This window comes from Alteromonas pelagimontana, assembly GCF_002499975.2.
Lineage (GTDB): Bacteria > Pseudomonadota > Gammaproteobacteria > Enterobacterales > Alteromonadaceae > Alteromonas > Alteromonas pelagimontana.
This window is the reverse complement of the sequence record NZ_CP052766.1, coordinates 2499630-2518143: the sequence shown is the minus strand read 5'-3', so window position 1 is coordinate 2518143 and position 18514 is coordinate 2499630. Positions and strand designations below refer to the sequence as shown.

Sequence of the window (18514 nt, the reverse complement as noted above, 5' to 3'; positions counted from 1 at the left end):
TATATCATTTAGTCACGGCGTTCGTTCTTTTACGTCATTCGCTTACATCATGCCCCTACATCATAACGACGTCATACTTATCTTGATTATATAGTGTTTCTGTTTGCACCTTGATTTGTTTGGTAACAAAGACTTCAAGTTCAGCCAGCATATGAGATTCCTCACCCATTAATGCTTCGGCAACTCGCGGCGATGCGTACACTACGAATTTATCTGCATCATAAGCGCGATTCACGCGCACTATTTCACGCATGATTTCAAAACAAATGGTTTCAATAGTTTTTACTGATCCCCGACCTTTACATACAGGACATTCGCCACAAAGAGTGTGTTCCAGGCTCTCTCGTGTTCGTTTACGAGTCATTTCAATTAAGCCCAGAGAAGTAAAACCATGAATATTAATTTTTGCCCGATCTTTTGCAGTGGCGACTTCCAGACTATGTAAGACACGGCGCTTGTGGTCCGGTTCCGTCATATCGATAAAGTCGATAAGGATCATTCCGCCAAGATTGCGTAGCCGTAACTGCCGAGAGATAGCGAGTGTGGCTTCAATGTTCGTATTGAAAATGGTTTCTTCAAGATTTCGATGACCAACAAACGCGCCGGTGTTGATATCAATGGTGGTCATAGCTTCGGTCTGATCGATAATCAGATAGCCGCCTGATTTTAAATCGACCCGTCGATCCAATGCACGCTGAACCTCGTTTTCCACATCATATAAATCGAAAATTGGTCGCTCACCGGTGTAGTAATCCAGTTTGCTACTTAGCTCTGGGACATATTCTTTGGTGAAGTCGACTAACTCATGATAAGAAAGCTTGGAATCGATTCGAATACGATCCATTTCCGTTCCGACAAAATCCCGTAACACCCGGCGTGCCAGCGGCAAATCTTCGTAAAGTACATTGGATTTTTTTTGCTTCATGCGCTGCTGGATTTTGTTCCAAAGCCTGCGCAGAAAAGCCGCGTCCTGCGACAGCTCATTTTTACTTACGCCTTCAGCGGCAGTACGCAAAATAAAGCCACCTTCTTCATCGCAAAATTCCTGCACCAGCTCTTTCAGCCGTTCACGTTCACCGTCATCTTCAATTCGTTGCGATACCCCCACATGAGTCACACTGGGCATGAACACAAGGTAGCGTGAGGGTATGGTTATATCGGTAGTGAGTCTGGCTCCCTTGGTACCGATTGGGTCTTTAACTACCTGCACAACGATATCCTGTCCGTCTCTTACGAGTTCGCGAATATCCTGTTTCTCAATATGGCTGGAGGTAACTTCGCCCACCACTTCGTTGTGAATAACAATATCTGAAGCATGAAGAAACGCGGCTTTGTCCAGCCCGATATCCACAAAGGCTGCCTGCATTCCCGGCAAAACCCGGCTAACTTTACCGCGATAGATGTTGCCCACCAGCCCACGCTTGGTGTGGCGTTCGACATGTATCTCCTGCAAAATGCCGTTTTCAATGAGCGCCACGCGGGACTCGGAAGGTGTCACATTGATCAATAGTTCTGCACTCACGATACAACCCCGAATGTTTTTAATAGCTGCTTGGTTTCATAAAGGGGCAAACCAATTACGGCACTTACGCTCCCTTCAACCGACTTCACAAATTGCCCGCCAATGCCTTGTATGGCGTAACTTCCTGCTTTATCTGCTGGTTCGCCTGTCTGCCAGTATGCGGCAATATCAGCCTCGCTCAAAGAAGCAAAGCGCACCTTTGTGCATAGGCATTGGGTTTCTTGTCTGCCAGAGCTTTTCACACTGATAGCGGTAAGCACTTCATGTTCATTGCCTGATAGTGCTTTTAGCATACTTCGGCAATCAGCTTCATCTACAGGTTTCCCGAGACTTTTTCCGTTGAAAGCAATTAGCGTGTCAGCAGCAAGTACCACGGCATCACTTTGTTGTGTCTCATCTAAGCACCTGAACGCTTCATTAGCTTTTTGCACCGCCAGGCGGGTGACCTGCGCCTGAGGGGATTCTCCAACGTGGGGGGCTTCATCAATATCAACGGGTAACTGGCGGTGGGGAATCCCTATTTGCTCTAACATGGAAGTTCGGCGGGGCGAAGCAGAAGCAAGAATAAGAAACGGTTGCATAATGTACCCCTTGTTTGAGAGATCAGGTAATACGAAGCTGTCGCCGCGCCTTTCGCAGTAGCCAGAACATCCACGGCCACAACAGCATAGAGGTAATTACCGGCCACAAATATCCAAACTGAAAAGGAATGTCAGTAAGTAAATGCTGCAGCCAGAAAAGCACCAAATGGTACAGCGAGCTAAGAAGGCCAATAATAACCGCCTGCTGCCATACAGAATAGTTGCGCAAGCGCTGATAATTGGCCGCCAGCACATAAACAGATACGCTTAACGCGAAGCTGTGTATACCCAGAGCAGTCCCTAGCAAAATGTCCATTGCCAAACCGGTGATAAATGCTACGCCTACATTTACACGATTGGGCAGCGCCATTGTCCAGTACGCCAGCACTATCAACACCCAATCAGGGCGATATACATCGACCTGAATAGGTAAAGGCATTATCTGCAGCACCAGTGCAATTAGCACGGTGAAGATAATGGCGTAGTGGCGGGTTTTTAAAAACACTAGGGATTCTCTCCCGCTTCGTCTGTATCGGTGACGGGTTCAATTGGCGGCGTATCTGTATTTTGCTGAGGCCACAACAACAGCAAATACTTTAACCGATCGAGTTTAGCCAAAGGTCGGGCGCTGACAACGGCGAAGGGCCGGCTTTCATCGCGGATCACTGTTTTTACTCGTGCTACCGGATATCCTTCGGGAAAGACATTTCCCAGGCCGGAGGAAATCAGTAAATCGCCTTCCTTGATATCAACGCTGTGAGGAACGTGTTCTAAGTAAAGCTCGTCAAGTGATCCGGTACCACTGGCGATATAGCGAATATTGTTGCGAACAGAGCGAACTGGAATAGCATGAGTCACATCAGACACCAGTAAAACCCGGCTGTTGGTTGTTCCCACTTCCATTACCTGGCCAACAATGCCGCGATCATCCAACACCGACTGCGACTGAAATACGCCATCAATGGCACCTTTGTTAATGACAATTTGCTGGCTAAATGGATTGTTATCTACAGCCATTAATTCAGCAACCATCTTGCGCATTCCGTGTTTCACTGGCGCATCAAGTAACGTTCTAAGCTGAGTGTTTTCGGCCTGCATGACGTCGAAGCGCTGCAAACGCTCGCTCATATTCAGCACCTGATTAGTTAACCGCTCGTTTTCTTCTATAAGTTGTTGGCGAGAGGTAAGGCGCTGGGCACTTTCGTTAAGCATCAGACTGGGAAGGTTGGCTAAATACTGCAACGGACTCACTATCGAGTTAAGGTAAACGCGGGTGGACTGAAAGGCATCAAGTTTATGATCGGCAAAGATCAGCAACACCGACAGCACCAGGGCGAGCGTGAGTCGGTTGTTAAGAGAAGGGCCGCGCGTGAATATGGTATCCATAAAAGCAGGAAGGCAACCCTTGGGTTGCCTGTTTCACGCTATTCGTAACTAAACAAGTCGCCACCGTGCAGGTCAATCATATCGAAAGCCTTGCCACCGCCGCGGGCCACACAAGTCAATGGATCATCGGCAATTACCACAGGAATACCCGTTTCTTCCATCAACAGTCTGTCTAAATCTTTTAAAAGAGCGCCACCGCCGGTAAGTACCATCCCACGTTCAGAAATATCTGACGCCAGTTCAGGCGGCGATTGTTCAAGGGCAACCATTACCGCAGAGACAATTCCGGTTAACGGTTCCTGTAGTGCTTCCAGTATTTCATTGGAGTTGAGGTTAAATCCTCTTGGTACACCTTCAGCCAGGTTACGGCCTCGCACCTCAATTTCCCGCACTTCTTCGCCTGGATAGGCCGCGCCAATTTCGTGTTTAATACGCTCTGCCGTTGCTTCGCCAATGAGCGAACCAAAGTTACGACGGACGTAGTTGATGATAGCTTCATCGAACTTGTCACCACCAATTCTTACAGATGACGAATACACCACACCGTTTAACGAAATAATAGCAACTTCTGTAGTACCACCACCGATATCCACCACCATTGAACCTGTTGCTTCGGATACTGGTAAACCTGCACCGATTGCTGCTGCCATAGGTTCGTCGATTAAATAGACTTCACGGGCGCCTGCACCTAACGCTGATTCTTTAATTGCCCGGCGTTCAACTTGCGTGGAACCACAGGGAACGCACACTAACACGCGAGGACTGGGACGCAGAAAATTATTGTCATGCACCTGTTTAATAAAGTGCTGTAGCATTTTTTCAGTTACGTAGAAATCGGCGATAACGCCGTCTTTCATCGGCCGAATCGCGCGAATGTTGCCAGGAGTTCGTCCTAACATGCGTTTAGCTTCGGCACCCACGGCGGCCACGCTTTTCGGGCCACCAGCGCGTTCCTGACGAATTGCAACTACGGAAGGTTCGTTTAACACAATACCCTGATCTTTCACATAGATCAGCGTATTAGCTGTTCCGAGGTCGATGGATAGATCGTTGGAAAACATGCCTCGAAGCTTTTTAAACATGAAATGCTAATTCCTGTAACTTGCCGACGTGTCGCAGACGGATTAAAAATGACACGCAAGCTGAAAGAAGATAACTATCCGCACACTTTAACAATGGGGGCTAATTTGGGCAAGTAAGAAGCCGCGCTAACTCGGTATATTTAGGCGATTTTTTTGTGTTTATGATTTGCCACCCATCTTTGTTGCGGCTGACTGTACAAAAAACAACCTCGCTATTCATTAATGAACTCATACTCAAATTTAGCTTCAGTTAGACTCGCCATTATTGAATTCGTTCACGCCAATGAATTGTTCTGTCATTGCCACGAAATAAGCCGAAGGAGACCCGGCCTGCTGGCGTAACCTAATTGGAGAAAAATCACTCGCCAGAGCGACATCAATCTGGTCGCAAGCGGCAAACCACCGCCTAAAGCGTAGACAGGCAAACCTACGTGCCACGCCTTCAACTGTGGCATCTTTCGCTTCTTCTATTACATCTAATAACAGAGGGACTGCAACTGCGGCTAATAGACCAAGAAATACCAATTACCAGTCTTTTTATGGTAAAGCCCGCTTGATTGTCGCGCTTCAATCGTGTCATTGATGTCATCTTCTCTTCAATGTTTTTACAAACCGGCTTCTATTGCTCCGTACGCATGCTTTATTAAATATTCTCAAAAGCTAGTCTTCCTGCGTCACATCGCCTGTATATATAGCGTAATGAAAATTCTCTCCAGAGCTTAAGCGAAATTGACATTGAGCATTCGTTGGCTCACTATTTTGTCGCGTGCCAGAGTAGTAATCGCTGAACACGTTAAAACCTTCGACTTGCATTGGTACATTCAATAGCATCTGCCATAAGGCGCGACATCCTTCTTCAGAAGCGCCCGCTTTAGGCCAGCCGGTGTAAGTTATTGGCACAGGTCGCCGCCCAGTTTCTCGCCCCTTTTCATCATAGTGCACCAGCATAATCATGTCGGGTCTGCCTTCTGCCTGCCATTGCCAATGCGCCTTTATAGCGCTTTGTTCCATTTGTTTTCCTAACTGACGAAAAATGGCTGGATCAAACCTCGGATTGGCGCGGTCCAGAATCACCATAAAGCTTCCCAATAACGTGGCAAAAATAATGACCACAATAATGCTTATAAAAAGCTTTCGTTGCGCGTTTTTGGCTGCATCTGTTTTATTCATAATTTACTGTCTTCAATTGCGCCCACCATGTTCCGTTATGGCAGAAAATACCTGAGGATCGAAATGAGCAACATTACCGCCATAATCAGCAAAGGCTCTTTTTTGGCGCTCAGCCGTTTCGGGCCGTAATCCACTTCACGTTTGAGAAGTGAGTCGATTCTGCAAGCAGTTCGTCTATTTTTTCCTTCTCCTACGTTTATCATTTACACGCTGTCCTGACTAACTCAGGTAATATTTTCTCCGTTTCATAGACTTTCGCATCTCATTAACGCGTTGTCGTTTACCGCATCTGCTACCAGCTTTAGGGCCGTTGTCAATGACAAGCCAGCGCGTAGCACCATACCGAAACTGCCAACAACAGAACTATTTGAACAAATTGTTATACTTTCACCACTTACAACTGAATTTGGAGCAAATCTCCAGTAGACAGAAACCGACAATTTAATCAGCTTTTTCTTCTAAACGCAGATGGTTAACACCCCAAAATCGATTGTCCTTTTCTACCAGCTGCCAGCCTTTTTGTTGTAGATATATGCGAAGGTAGCGATTTGTCATTCCGTGTCCAAACACGGCAACGCGACCATGCAGTGCTACCCGCTGCTCTAACAATGTAACGGCCTCATTCACCCTGGCTTTAGCTTCTTTAAAACTTTCAAAAGGTCCGTGCTTTCCCGCTAACCATACCGCTCGATTAAGATATACCCACGACCAGGCTTTAAATCTGCCTTTTAGTTTGTAGCGGGGGATGTCCATTTCTCGCAACAAGGCACTGGTTTCACGAACGGCATGAGGTGTATAAAGTTCAGCAGAAAGCCTGGCGCGCTTCAGATCGCTGGACATAATATAAAACGCTTCAAGCTCCCGCGTCGTTTGCGCCCGGCTATTATGATGTATCCCTGCGCGGTTATAGTGTCTTACCCACTTGGCAAAACCTGCAGCGTCCATTTTATCGTTCACTGCCGACGCGGGTTTGCCGTGCCGAATCAAAATAATTTCCTTTGCTTCCATGCTAGCGCGCGCTTTACTGGCCGTAAATGTAGGCGCAATATAACCGCATCACAAGGCAAGGAAAAGGCAAATGACAGAAGATGGGTATGTTCCGTTAGACCTAACGCGCATACAGCAGCGGGACGTCAGCCGGGAAAGTGAAGAAGCTGCGGCATTTTGTGCACAGTACAACCGCCTGCCCCAGAACCAATTTAAAGCTCGCATGACATTGCTAAAAACGCGCCTGAAATTACAGGGGCCTGCACTTATTGAGTCAGAAGTATTCTTTGAATGTGGAAAGAATATGCGGCTGGGCAAGCAGGTTTACGTTAATCACAATGTCACTTTTTTAGATACTGCGCCCATCTGCATTGGTGATCACGCGCTAATTGGCCCTAATGTTATTATCTCCACCCGTCATTTACCGTTGAAAGTAAATCACAAAGCAGTTGTCGAACCACCTGCGGGCGTGACGATTGAAAATGATGTGTGGATTGGCGCCAATACGGTAATTTTGCCCGGTGTGACCATAGGACGTAATACCATCGTGGGCGCAGGCAGCGTAGTCGATACATCACTGCCCGCTAACAGTATTGCCGTAGGAAAACCCTGCAGAGTCATTGGCCCTAACGTAGGTTAACTTAATTACTGCGCGCCTTCGTTTAGGGTTTTATGTTGCTTGGAAAAGGTTGAGGTGACAGCGTCGGCCCCCACACCTGTAATGCATCTGAGCCCTCTTCCTGCGGAACGAACCGAATACGATCTATTGCCATTTTACGGGGATGAGTGTGCTGAAGATCGTAATGTTCGTGATAAACGATAAACCATTCTTTGCCGTCAGGGGAGCGTGTCAGGCTGTGATGCGCCGTGCCATGGGCGTAAGAAGTAGATTGCATGATCGGATTAAACGGGTATTTTTTCCAAGGCCCCAGGGGATGCTCGGCTGTTGCGTAGCCGACAGAATAGTGCGGACTTTCAAAATGGCTGCCTGAGTAAGTCATGTAGTACAGCCCGTTATGCTTAATCACCATGGGGCCTTCTACCACATTAGCCATATGCGTTTCCCAGGCTGCTTGCGGGGCAATAAGATGAGTTATTGAAGACTCGTCCACGCTTGTCATTTCCGGGTTTAGCTTTGCTCCCCAAATGTGGTTGCCATTGTCAAACCCGACGTAGTAAAAATATCTTTGTCCGTCATCATCTGTAAACACATGGGCATCAATTTTAATGCTGTCAGGTTCCATGGGCACTTGCTGTTTTTGAGTAAAGGGGCCAAGTGGATTGTCTGCTGTTGCCACAGCTATGCGTTCATTAACCGCAAAGTACATGTAGAATTTTTCATTAGCAGCAATGACATCTGGCGCCCAGTGCCCTTTAGCGCCCCACGCGTCTTTATTATTTAGCGCAAAGCCTCTGTCTTGCCAGTTAACCAGATCAACTGAAGTAAACAGCCGAATTCCCTCATCGGTCCCCGGTGGGTTGGGAGTATAGGTGCAGTAAGCGTAATAAGTATGTTTATAGTGAAGCAGGCCGGGGTCGGCACAATTCAATTGAACTGGATTAGTATAGGTTTCGCCTGATTTTTCAGGTACGTAATCCTTTACATCTATATTTTCGAAGACAACTTCACCACTTTCCACCGTTACCCCAACAATTCCAGCACTTCTGGTGTTATCAATAGCATCGATGACAGGATAAGCGGTTTCCCATTTGGGCGATTCGCCAAAATAGACGACAACGTGATTGTTTTGGATTCTGACAGATAACCAATACGGCATTTGATGTTTAATCGGCAGCTGACGCTCACTGATAATGACGTCGTTTACTGCTAAATAAATACGTTGATGTTCACCATCAGCAATAATGCGGTAAGCGGAATCTATGTTGTCGCTATCGCGCGGTGCCCGGAGTAGTATTCCCGCCTGAGCCTGTGGACTGTTTAAGCGAAAACGCGCATCTACCTGCACATTGGCTTTATCGTGATTAGTTATGGCCCAGGTTCGGGATTGAGAAGCTCGTTTTTCCGGCAGCGCTATCGTTTGTCCATCAATAACCAGGCTTTTGACCTCAAGCGGAGATGCAGGCGATGCTGTGGCAAAGCCTATACAACATAAGAAGCACCACACGTGTAGGGACTTTATTGCTGTTAATAATATCGATGCTTTGTTCATTTATTTGCGATCTTTCTTCAATAGACCCGTTTTCACTGAAGCACCCGCAGATAACGCACGTTGCTTTTCATCCTATCTAAAGCTTCCAAGGGTAGGAATACGTCACTCCAACAATCCATAACGTTAGGCGCGTTAACCGCAGCATAAGGCTCAACAAGGGTAAACGTTAACACTATGGGTTTAGACAATAGCAGACACATCTTTAAATTCAAGAGAAAACGTTACACCTACACTGGAGATATCGACACCGCTAATTGAAGCGCTTCAAGAGGCTTATTTTGTAGTAGCCTGTGTTCCTGATGTGGCAGGTTGGGCATTATGCAGCGGCAGTAGTTCCACTACCTGCTCTGCCCCATAGACAGAAGGATGGTTGTCATCAAAATACAAGGCCTTGCCCGCTTTTACGGCTAAACATTGCTGATCATCACAATAAGCATCTTGCGGCTTAATTAACTTGACGTTAGCGGGATATTTGCTGTTGTTAAAGTGCTCAATGATGATCCTGTTTTGCTCATTGTAATCCTGCACGCTGCTCCCCAATACCTGCTCAAACTTACTATGTTGTAAATACTCGTTAGAAATTAAAGCGACAACCGGACGTTTAATTTCAGGAAAAGGATAAAGCACGTAAACATTATCTTTTGCTGCAGCCAGTTCCTTTATTACTGCGTCTAACGATTTTTCAACGCGCACCACTTTATTTTGTTCTTTTTCAGTAAGCGTAGAAGGCTCTTTTAACTGGTTTCCGAAAAAACTGTAAGCGTAGCGGTGGTTGACGACTACGTTCTTAATCCTCGTATCCGCAACAATGTCTTCCAACGCTTCTTTGTACCATTTTGTGCAGCGGCCGGAATTTTCTTTCTGCAATAACGATGGTGCGCAGCCAGAGAAGCTATAGTGTTTTACTCCTTGATTAGAGGGCTTTAACTTTTCGGCCAAGGCGTAGGCTAACTCCACTGTATGACTGTCGCCAAATACCGCCCAGGATATGTCATCGCCAAAGTATTCGCAGGACTTGTGCGGTGGCTGATAATCGTCGATATGGCACTGTTCGCGGTAGGGGCTGAAAGACGCAGAATCCAGCATAGCGAGAATCTGCTCATCAAACCGCGAACTCACCCCCCGAGAGTTGACAATCATTAATCCGCCTAACGTAACTACCACCATCATCCATGCAGGCTTTACTTTTATTATATCGCGCGTGTACTTCAGCGAAGGCCACTTCATGCTTTCCACGTATCGGTAACTAATAACCCCAAGTAAAACTGACAACGGAAGCCCGTAAATCCACCAGTGAGAAATATCATAGCGGTAACCCACTACCACCACAGGCCAGTGCCAAAGGTAAATAGAGTACGACCATTTCCCAAGAGCCTGAAACGCCCGGTTGTTCGTAAGCCAGCTTTGTTGTTGGTTAGCCACAATGACTAAATATGCGCCGAGTACCGGTAGTATTGCTGCGTATCCCGGCCAGGGGGTGGCGTTGGTAATAAAGAAATAGGAGCATGCGATACAGAGCAGCCCGGTAACGTTCAATAAATTTTGAGGTCGGGGTTTTAAGGCCCAGGGGTATAGATATGCCACGCCACCGAACATCAGTTCCCAGCTACGCGTAGGCAGAAGATAATAAGACGGATTCGGCCATTTCACCGAGGCATAGGCGCTATAAGCGAATCCTATTACAGTGCCTACCACAACTAATCGCTTTAAGTTATCAAAAGAAAAAAACGGTTTAAGCGCCAGCAGAAGCAAAGGGTATAAGAGGTAAAACTGCCACTCAACCGACAGCGACCAGGTGTGAAGCAACCATTTTTCATGAGAAGCGGCATCAAAGTAACCCGCTTCCTGCCAGTACATAAAGTTAGAGATAAACGTGACACTACTAGCAGCATGTTTGGCTAGTAATGAATATTCAGCAGGCATTAGACAGAACCAGCCAAATACAAGAAGAACAACGCACAAGCAGGCAAGCGCCGGAATAATGCGATTGGCTCGGGCGACATAAAAACGAACGATGCCAAAGCTGTTGTCTTCCAGACCACGGAAGATAATTCCTGTCATCAAAAATCCGGAGATAACAAAGAAAACATCAACACCAGCAAAACCACCCGGCATCCAGCCAGGGTTAAAATGAAATAACACTACCGCAATTACAGCGATGGCGCGAAGGCCATTTATATCATAACGAAAATGCACACTTTACGCCGAAAGAAGGAGCTGCAAATGAGGTGTCTTTTTCAGACACCCGGTAAAATTTTTCTTATTCTGATTCATGTACTACTATAACAGCCAATGGGTTCATAAATCTTTTATCTGTTATCGTGCAATTTCAGCAACGCCGATAAGAACCACGTAATGTGATTTATGACAGTTCTTTTAAAAAGAATGACCATAGCCGCCGTTAAAGAACGCGTTAAAAACACAGAAGCGCGAGGAAGATGACCACAATTATTCCTGCCAGTAGTTTTACTGCACTTCACATTCGCCTTTACGAGCCGCAACGATTATTGAAGCCTTGGGTGCAGTGTATTTGGACACTGGAAGGATGTAGTCATTCCAAGCTGCAAAAAACTGAAAAACTCTATCCAGATGCAGGTTCCAGCTTAACCTTTAAGTATGAGCCCGACGGCATTAAAGCCGTTTTCTTTCACAACAAACATACGCTTTATCATTCTCTTAGTGGTTGTGAACGGCGGATCAGCATTCGTTTCACACCCAGCGGTGCACACTTCCTGTTGGGCCTTGAGGTTCAAGACCTTGCCGGTCAGGACCATTGCCTTGCGGAGCTGTCACCTTTGCTTTGGCGTCAATCACTGGAACAGTTAGTTAATAGACTGGCAATGACTGATTTTGCCCTTCATATGAAAATGATACAGACGTGGCTGATACAGTGTTTAGCAAAATCTGAGAGTCCTGATTTGCGTACAGGCGGCATCATTCACGAAATTCAAAATCTAGCGTCAACACCTTATGATATTGCTGGAAAGATAGGTTTTACCCGTAGAACGCTGGAGCGCAAGCTTAAGCGGGAAGTTGGGGTAACGCCCAATCAAATCGTGAATTTCTCTCGCATTCACAAGGCACGGCAACTGCTTTTACGGACGGAAATGTCCCTCGCCGACGTTGCGCTTCACTGCGGCTATCTCGATCAGGCACATTTTAATAACGCTTTTCGTAAAGCGACATTTGAATCGCCGGGTTATTATCGGCATCGAAAATTGTCGCAAATTTCCAATCCCCCTTTTTAACATCAATTTACGCTATAGCCTTCATTAACACTACGAGAGGCTATGATTATGCTTACGCGTATTAACCAATCATCTTTATACGAACGTTGCCCACGCCTGGTTAAAAATCTGACCGCACTAGGAAACGTAAAAGCAGGTTCCGGTATTGATCCCTCGCTTATCCACTTGGTTAAGCTGCGAGTTTCCCAAATTAATCATTGTTGCTTTTGCCAGCACATGCATTCTGCTGAAGCCCGAAAAGACGGAGAACTTCAGGAAAGACTTGATGTATTACCGGCCTGGCAAGAAGCACCTTGCTTTAGCCAAAAAGAGCGAGCAGCTCTAGCCTGGGCCGAAGCGCTTACTTTAATCAGTAATTCCGTCACCGATGCCATTTATCAGCAGACTGTTGAGGCATTAGGTGAAGAAGGGCTAATTGAACTTACCACGGTGATTCTGGCAATTAACAGCTGGAATCGTGTAGCCGTAAGCCTACAGTTTTCGCCGGATATGCAGTCAGCGCAAGCTTAAAGTAAGCGAGGGACGAATGAAAGATCTGCTTTTTGGTAAACAAAATTTACTAAATGGTATCAACATACTGGCAAGCCTGGCTTTCTTCTTTGGCAGCGCGCTCTTCTTACCGCGGTTTGCCCAATACGCAACTGTGGGTGTCTGGTTGTTTATGACAGGCTCGCTATTGATGTTCGTCGTGTCCGTCTGTGGTTGTATAAGATCGCGCCAGGCATCCCAATCAGGCGGCTAAAGCTAGTTTTCGCCTTTGGGCCGCTTCTCTATATTAAGAAGTTTCGGCGCTCAGTGATCTACAATGAGTTTGGTGAACGTTTTAATAGCGTTAAGCGCAAATTATCAGTGTAAACCCGGATATTCGAAAGCGAACCTGATCAGGTTCGCTTTTTATTTTTGAACCCGTTAACGTCAACCGTACGCTTTTTCTTGTTCAGTTTCCTCGAAGGTTGAAACTTTGCACTGCTGAAAGTTGCTAACAGGATAGTCTTACGCTGAGCTGAGAGAATTCTTATTTCCTGAATATCATAACCGTTGAAGGAGTTTTTATGTCGAACATTCCGAGCACTCGCTGGCCAGATAGCACGCTGGCACTGCTGACCGAGGGTTACGAATTTATCTCTAAACGTTGCCAGCGATACAATACCGATATGTTTAAGACTCGGCTTCTGCTGCAAAAAGTAGTGTGTATGCGGGGCGAAGAGGCGGCTAAAATCTTTTACGATAACCAGCACTTTAAGCGACACGGCGCTATGCCGCAACGCGTTCAAAAAACCCTGTTGGGCCAGGGCGGTGTTCAGGGTTTGGATGGCGAAGCGCATCGTTGCCGAAAAGACATGTTTATGTCTTTAATGTCGCCAGCAAGAATTGATCTTATCGGACAGTTAACGGCAAAGCACTGGCGCGAGGCGCAAAAGAGCTGGCAAACTCAGGAAAAGGTAAACTTATTTGTTGAAGTGAATCTCATTCTCTGTCGAGCCGCTTGCGAATGGGCCGATGTGCCTTTGGTAGAAGCGCAGGTCAAACCGTTCACTGAAGAATTAGTTGCAATGATTGAAGCTCCGGCCGCCTTGGGGTTGCGCCACTGGCAAGGGCGAAAGGCGCGAGATCATGCAGAAGAAAGGCTTGCACGGTTAATCGAAGACATTCGTAGTAACGCTCAGCCCACTGGCGAACAAACCGCTGCCCGCACCATGGCTTTTCATAAAGACGTTAACGGTAATTTATTAGAGCCCAGAATAGCAGCGGTGGAACTGCTTAACATCCTGCGACCCATTGTCGCCATTGGCCGCTTTATTGTGTTTTCTGCACTAGCGCTGCATGAACACCCGCCATATCGCCAAAAGCTGCAAACCGGCGACGAGCAAATGCTCACCCATTTTGTGCAGGAAGTGCGGCGGTATTATCCCTTTTTTCCTACCGTTGCCGGTATAGTAAAACAGGCATTTTCTTGGCAGGGATATAAATTTCCGAAGGGCCGCTGGGTGTTATTAGATCTCTATGGCACCAACCGCGACCCTCGTTTGTGGGAGCGGCCGAATGAGTTTCGTCCTGAGCGATTTGAATCTCGCGATATCAACAGTTTTAACTTGATCCCCCAGGGCGGCGGTGACTACCACCAGCACCATCGTTGCGCAGGGGAATGGGTAACTCTTGAAGTTATGAAGGTAGCACTGCATGCATTGACGCAGGAAATGGAATATACCGTCCCGCCCCAGGATTTAAGCTTCAGCTTGTCCCATATGCCCGCCATTCCGAAAAGCCGATTTATTATTAGCGATGTTCAGGCAAAGCCGGGGAATCTTTAGGCTCTGATAACTAAACTAAAAAAACCACTCGCTTGAGTGGTTCTATGGTTCTGACGCTTATCCGTTTTAAACTAAAACGGAATATCGTCATCAAAGTCAAAATCAGGTTCTGCCATAGGGGGTTTATTCTGGCCGCCCTGATTAGGTTGATTTCCTGGTTTCCCGCCTTGCGGTTGACCACTTCCCCGATTGGAATTTTGTTGATATCCGCCTTGCTGATTATAATCCTGATTACCTTGAGAATTATTCTGCGGACGCTGCTGATAGCCACCACCAGCACTACCGCTGTTTTCCTGGCGGCCGCCTAACATTTGCATTTGATCAACAATAATTTCGGTTGTATAGCGGTCCTGGCCTTGCTGATCCTGCCACTTGCGCGTTTGCAACTTACCTTCAACGTAAATCTGAGAGCCTTTTTTCAGGTACTCACCTGCAATTTCAGCCAGACGACGATACATGGTTAACCGATGCCATTCAGTGCGTTCCTGTACTTGGCCCTGTTGGTCCTTCCAGCTCTCGCTGGTAGCCAGACTCAAGTTAGCTACGGCATTACCATTAGGCATGTATCTCACTTCAGGATCATTACCCAGATTACCTACCAGAATGACCTTATTCACGCCTTTACTTGCCATCGATGTCTCCTGTCTGTCTCTGTCTTTTTTCTACCAGATAGCCACAAAATTCGGCTTGCTGGAGAAGATATTCATAGTAAATATTCAAGTTTGACCTTCAGATAAAACCTCTGCGGTGAAACTTGAACGAAAGTGGGAAGTATACCCTATTTTTTCTTCCGTTAAGGGTTAAATTTCCACTTTAGTTGGGAGTTACCAAAGACACTAGCGTAACAGATTATAGCTGAAGTAAAAGCTGGGCTGCGGGACAGAAAAAGTCCGCCGGTTTAGGCGGACTGATAAGATTATTCTGCTTTCAGAAAGAAGCGATACGAGTAATCCCGCCACGGTAAAGTGTATTTAAACAGCGGCGACGCTCCCCACGATTGCGTGCCACCCACTCCCCGTTGCCGATAGTCGATATTCAAAAAAAGATTTTCTTGTCGCGGAATTTGATAGGGATGTAAACCTTCCTTTTTAAACTGCGCATAATCGAGCAAATCCGTATGGGCGGCGTTAAATCCAAACGCAGGCTCACCTTTTACAGAAACAGTGGGAACCGATGAACCAGAAAAATTGGCTTCAAAAACGTGGCTTCTGTGGCCGTTCTCCTGAGGTCTCACATAATCGTGATTAAGTTCGTCAATGCTCATGTTATACCGGCTTATCAACGCTGAATGGCTGCGGTCCCAATAATTTTCATAAGGGCCTTTACCAAAGTAACTTACCTTGTCAAAACCTTTAACCAGCTCTAAGCGATATCCCAGCCGGGGTAGTTCCGGGTAGCGAGCATGGGGTGCGGCGTAAAAGTTAACGCTTACTTCAGCGCTGCCGTCACCCGCAATTTTATAGCGACTAAAATACCGGCTCTCCACTGGCTTAAGGTAGTGTTCGGTGGAAATAACAATAACGTTGTTTTTATTAGAGATATCAAATTTTTCCAGCTCTGCGTGTTGATGGAGCTGTTGCCACACCTTGGCTTTTTCCGGATATCCCTCGCCAAAATCATTGTCAGTGGGGGCGCGCCAAAACCACGGCAGCATCGGCGATGCCAGCAATGGTTTATTATTAACGTTCCACTGTGTTAACCACCCGCTTTTTTTATCAAAGGTAAAACTGGCGGCTGTCGTAGCAACGGTAGCCGTATCGCCGGTTTCTTTTACGGTGGGCTGGTTTTTCGTTTGCTGTTTCGCTACGTTAGCCTGCTGATTAATCGAATAAGGTAATTGCACATGGGCTGCAAGCTCACCTTCTTCGTAAACATTTCCGTTTGATTTTGGATAAAATTTTAAGGTCAAGTAATAACGATTTCCTGCGCGCTTTACATAATTAGTAGATAGCGTCACTTCCTGACTTGATTGGGGTGCCACAGTAAGAGAGCCCAGCGAACCTGACTCCACAACTTTGCCGTTTTCTTCCAGCTGCCAATGCATCTCCAAATCAGACAGATCGGTAAAAAACCGCCGATTCGTCAGCAAAATTCTGTTTTTATCTTCATTTTCAAACGAGGCGTCAACGTCCTGATAAACGTATTTCACTTCCCATGCATGAGGGTGAGGGGTTCTATCCGATGCCATTATTCCATTGGCGTTGAAATTTCCGTCGTGATACATACCTTCAGGTTCAAAGTCACCGCCATAACCTTTATAGAACTCTCCGGTGTCTGACGTAGTTTCTATCGTCTGGTCGACCCAATCCCAGATAAACCCGCCTTGCAGCGCCGGATATTTTCGAATCATTTGCCAATAATCATAAAGCTCGCCAACAGAGTTACCCATAGCGTGCTCAAACTCACAGAGGATCATAGGTCTGTCGCCGCCCAATAAAGCATAATGTTCCATAAGCGGTATGGGCGCATACATTTGTGCGTACATATCTGTATGAGCTTTTAACTGCGCCTGCTCAGACATTACTGGCTTTTGGGTCCGCGCTTTTAACCAGTAATAAAGCTGAGCCGTATTAGGGCCATCACCGGTCTCGTTGCCAATTGACAAAATAACCACCGAGGCGTGATTTTTACTTGCTTCGTACATATTGCTGACACGATCTATGTAGGCATCTTTCCATTCTGGATCGTTGACAATGTGGGAGTCAGCATCGTAATTGCTTTGTGCAGAACCAAACGCGTGGGATTCAATATTCGCCTCATCCACCACGTACATGCCCAGTTCATCGGCAAGATCGTACCAGTAGGGATTATTGGGGTAATGTGAATTGCGCACGGCATTAACGTTAAACTTTTTCATCAGCAGCATATCCTGGCGCATCCTTTCCCGACTGACGATATGCCCGGTGTCGGGATCATGTTCGTGCCGATTTACGCCTTTAAAAAGCACAGGCTTGCCATTAATAAGAATGTTGCCGTTTTTTAATTCAGAACGTCGAAAACCTACCCGCTGCCAAATATGCTGCAGAGGCTTATTTTGTGCATCTAGTAAGGAAATTCTGATGCTGTAGAGATTTGGGGTTTCGGCTGTCCACGAATCAATTTTATCGAAGCTGGTCGTCAGCGAGCAGCCGTCTTTAAAGTCGTTGCTGTCAGCGCCCCAGACCTCACTACCTTGAGCATCAAACATTGTCGCCGCAACATTGCAGGCGTTAACCTGCTGCTCATTCTCGTCAACAACATTTGCAGAAATGTTCAATTTCCCGACTTGATAGCTGTCGTCCAGGGTTGCTTGTACATCAACATCCTGAATCCGCTGGGCTTTCGGAGTACGGTAAAGATAGACATCGCGCTCTATGCCGGTCAAACGCCACATGTCTTGCAGCTCAAGAAACGTGCCGTCAGACCACTTATAGACTTCCAGAGCAATCAGGTTCTTTCCGGTCTGCAAGTAAGGGGAAATATCAAATTCTGCGGCGGTTTTCGAATCCTGGGAATAGCCTACAAATTCTCCGTTAACCCAAAGCTTAAATGCCGATTTCACTGCGCCAAAATAAGCGATTACTTTGTCGGATTCCCAATCAGCAGGAAGGGTGAAGGTTTTGCGATATAACCCGGTAGGATTAGCTTCTCTGGGGATAATTTTTGATGGCTTTTCGTCACCATAATCCAGCCGGATATTGACGTAATTGGCATAGCCGTGACCGTTCAGCTCCCAATTTCCAGGCACCGGAATGGTGCCCCATTGGCGATTGTCAAAGTCCATCTGTTGGAAGCCGCTTACGGTAGCAAACGGATTTTTAACTAGCTTAAACTCCCAGTCTCCGTTAAGCAGCAGGTAATCGTCACTTTGCCAGGGAGAATTGGTGTAATTGCCGGGGTCGGTAGTAAAAGCATAGAAGTGGGCTCGCGGGTTCAGGCGATTTTTCTGCACAATATGCTGATCTTCCCAAAACTCCTTTTTTTGCGACTGCTCTGACTGAGCGGCTGCCGTACCTGCGAGCACGGCAAAAAGAAAACTTGTTCTAAGGAATGTCTGAAACATAGGGTATCCAGTC

Annotated in this window: 17 protein-coding genes; 5 read left to right on the top strand and 12 right to left on the bottom strand. The window is 46.6% G+C overall.

The genetic code is table 11. From position 1 onward, the window contains the following. Nucleotides 1-55: 55 nt before the first annotated feature. From rng to CA267_RS11085, 8 genes are all read right to left on the bottom strand, one after another. Entirely contained in the window at nucleotides 56-1522 is a 1467-nt protein-coding gene (gene rng / locus CA267_RS11120) for a ribonuclease G (RefSeq protein ID WP_075607411.1), read from the bottom strand. Then, nucleotides 1519-2103 carry a Maf family protein gene (locus CA267_RS11115; RefSeq protein WP_075607412.1) on the bottom strand — a complete coding sequence of 195 codons (585 nt, stop codon included), beginning with the start codon at nucleotides 2101-2103 and terminating at the stop codon, nucleotides 1519-1521. Before CA267_RS11115 ends, rng begins: the two co-directional genes overlap by 4 nt. Nucleotides 2104-2125: 22 nt before the next feature. Next, entirely contained in the window at nucleotides 2126-2608 is a 483-nt protein-coding gene (gene mreD, locus CA267_RS11110) for a rod shape-determining protein MreD (RefSeq protein ID WP_075607413.1), read from the bottom strand. Further along, nucleotides 2608-3489 (bottom strand): rod shape-determining protein MreC, encoded by an 882-nt coding sequence (gene mreC, locus CA267_RS11105; RefSeq protein WP_075607414.1) that lies wholly within the window; start codon nucleotides 3487-3489, stop codon nucleotides 2608-2610. The genes mreD and mreC overlap by 1 nt, the downstream gene beginning before the upstream one ends. 38 nt (nucleotides 3490-3527) lie before the next feature. After that, nucleotides 3528-4571, bottom strand: a complete 1044-nt coding sequence (locus CA267_RS11100; RefSeq protein ID WP_075607415.1) for a rod shape-determining protein — start codon at nucleotides 4569-4571, stop codon at nucleotides 3528-3530. A gap of 246 nt (nucleotides 4572-4817) precedes the next feature. Then, nucleotides 4818-5096: a hypothetical protein gene (locus tag CA267_RS19280; RefSeq protein ID WP_075607416.1), complete on the bottom strand. Its 279-nt coding sequence runs from the start codon at nucleotides 5094-5096 to the stop codon at nucleotides 4818-4820. Between the two features lie 135 nt (nucleotides 5097-5231). Next, nucleotides 5232-5741, bottom strand: coding sequence for a hypothetical protein (locus CA267_RS11090; RefSeq protein WP_075607417.1), 510 nt, complete (start codon nucleotides 5739-5741; stop codon nucleotides 5232-5234). 441 nt (nucleotides 5742-6182) lie between these two features. Beyond that, entirely contained in the window at nucleotides 6183-6749 is a 567-nt protein-coding gene (locus CA267_RS11085) for a histidine phosphatase family protein (protein ID WP_075607418.1), read from the bottom strand. Between the two features lie 70 nt (nucleotides 6750-6819). Between CA267_RS11085 and CA267_RS11080 the strand changes: the two genes are divergently transcribed. Further along, nucleotides 6820-7368, top strand: coding sequence for a DapH/DapD/GlmU-related protein (locus CA267_RS11080; RefSeq protein WP_075607419.1), 549 nt, complete (start codon nucleotides 6820-6822; stop codon nucleotides 7366-7368). A gap of 22 nt (nucleotides 7369-7390) precedes the next feature. Here CA267_RS11080 and CA267_RS11075 read toward each other — a convergent pair whose 3' ends face one another. Together CA267_RS11075 and CA267_RS11070 are read right to left on the bottom strand one after the other, a co-directional pair. Next, nucleotides 7391-8899, bottom strand: coding sequence for a glycoside hydrolase family 43 protein (locus tag CA267_RS11075; protein ID WP_083638192.1), 1509 nt, complete (start codon nucleotides 8897-8899; stop codon nucleotides 7391-7393). Between the two features lie 273 nt (nucleotides 8900-9172). Continuing rightward, entirely contained in the window at nucleotides 9173-11095 is a 1923-nt protein-coding gene (locus CA267_RS11070; RefSeq protein WP_075607421.1) for an acyltransferase family protein, read from the bottom strand. Between the two features lie 242 nt (nucleotides 11096-11337). Here CA267_RS11070 and CA267_RS11065 point away from each other — a divergent pair, with 242 nt between their 5' ends. The 4 genes from CA267_RS11065 (at nucleotide 11338) to CA267_RS11050 (ending at nucleotide 14459) form a co-directional block, all read left to right on the top strand. Continuing rightward, nucleotides 11338-12147: a helix-turn-helix transcriptional regulator gene (locus CA267_RS11065; protein ID WP_075607422.1), complete on the top strand. Its 810-nt coding sequence runs from the start codon at nucleotides 11338-11340 to the stop codon at nucleotides 12145-12147. A 42-nt stretch (nucleotides 12148-12189) separates the two neighbouring features. After that, entirely contained in the window at nucleotides 12190-12657 is a 468-nt protein-coding gene (locus CA267_RS11060; protein WP_321174005.1) for a carboxymuconolactone decarboxylase family protein, read from the top strand. A 16-nt stretch (nucleotides 12658-12673) separates the two neighbouring features. After that, nucleotides 12674-12889, top strand: coding sequence for a YrhK family protein (locus CA267_RS11055; protein ID WP_075607424.1), 216 nt, complete (start codon nucleotides 12674-12676; stop codon nucleotides 12887-12889). Between the two features lie 310 nt (nucleotides 12890-13199). After that, complete coding sequence (locus CA267_RS11050; RefSeq protein ID WP_075607425.1) at nucleotides 13200-14459, top strand: cytochrome P450; 1260 nt, start codon at nucleotides 13200-13202, stop codon at nucleotides 14457-14459. Nucleotides 14460-14530: 71 nt separating this feature from the next. Here CA267_RS11050 and CA267_RS11045 read toward each other — a convergent pair whose 3' ends face one another. Next, nucleotides 14531-15091, bottom strand: coding sequence for a single-stranded DNA-binding protein (locus tag CA267_RS11045; RefSeq protein WP_075607426.1), 561 nt, complete (start codon nucleotides 15089-15091; stop codon nucleotides 14531-14533). Nucleotides 15092-15375: 284 nt separating this feature from the next. Next, nucleotides 15376-18501: a glycoside hydrolase family 2 TIM barrel-domain containing protein gene (locus CA267_RS11040; RefSeq protein WP_083638195.1), complete on the bottom strand. Its 3126-nt coding sequence runs from the start codon at nucleotides 18499-18501 to the stop codon at nucleotides 15376-15378. Nucleotides 18502-18514 lie beyond the last annotated feature (13 nt).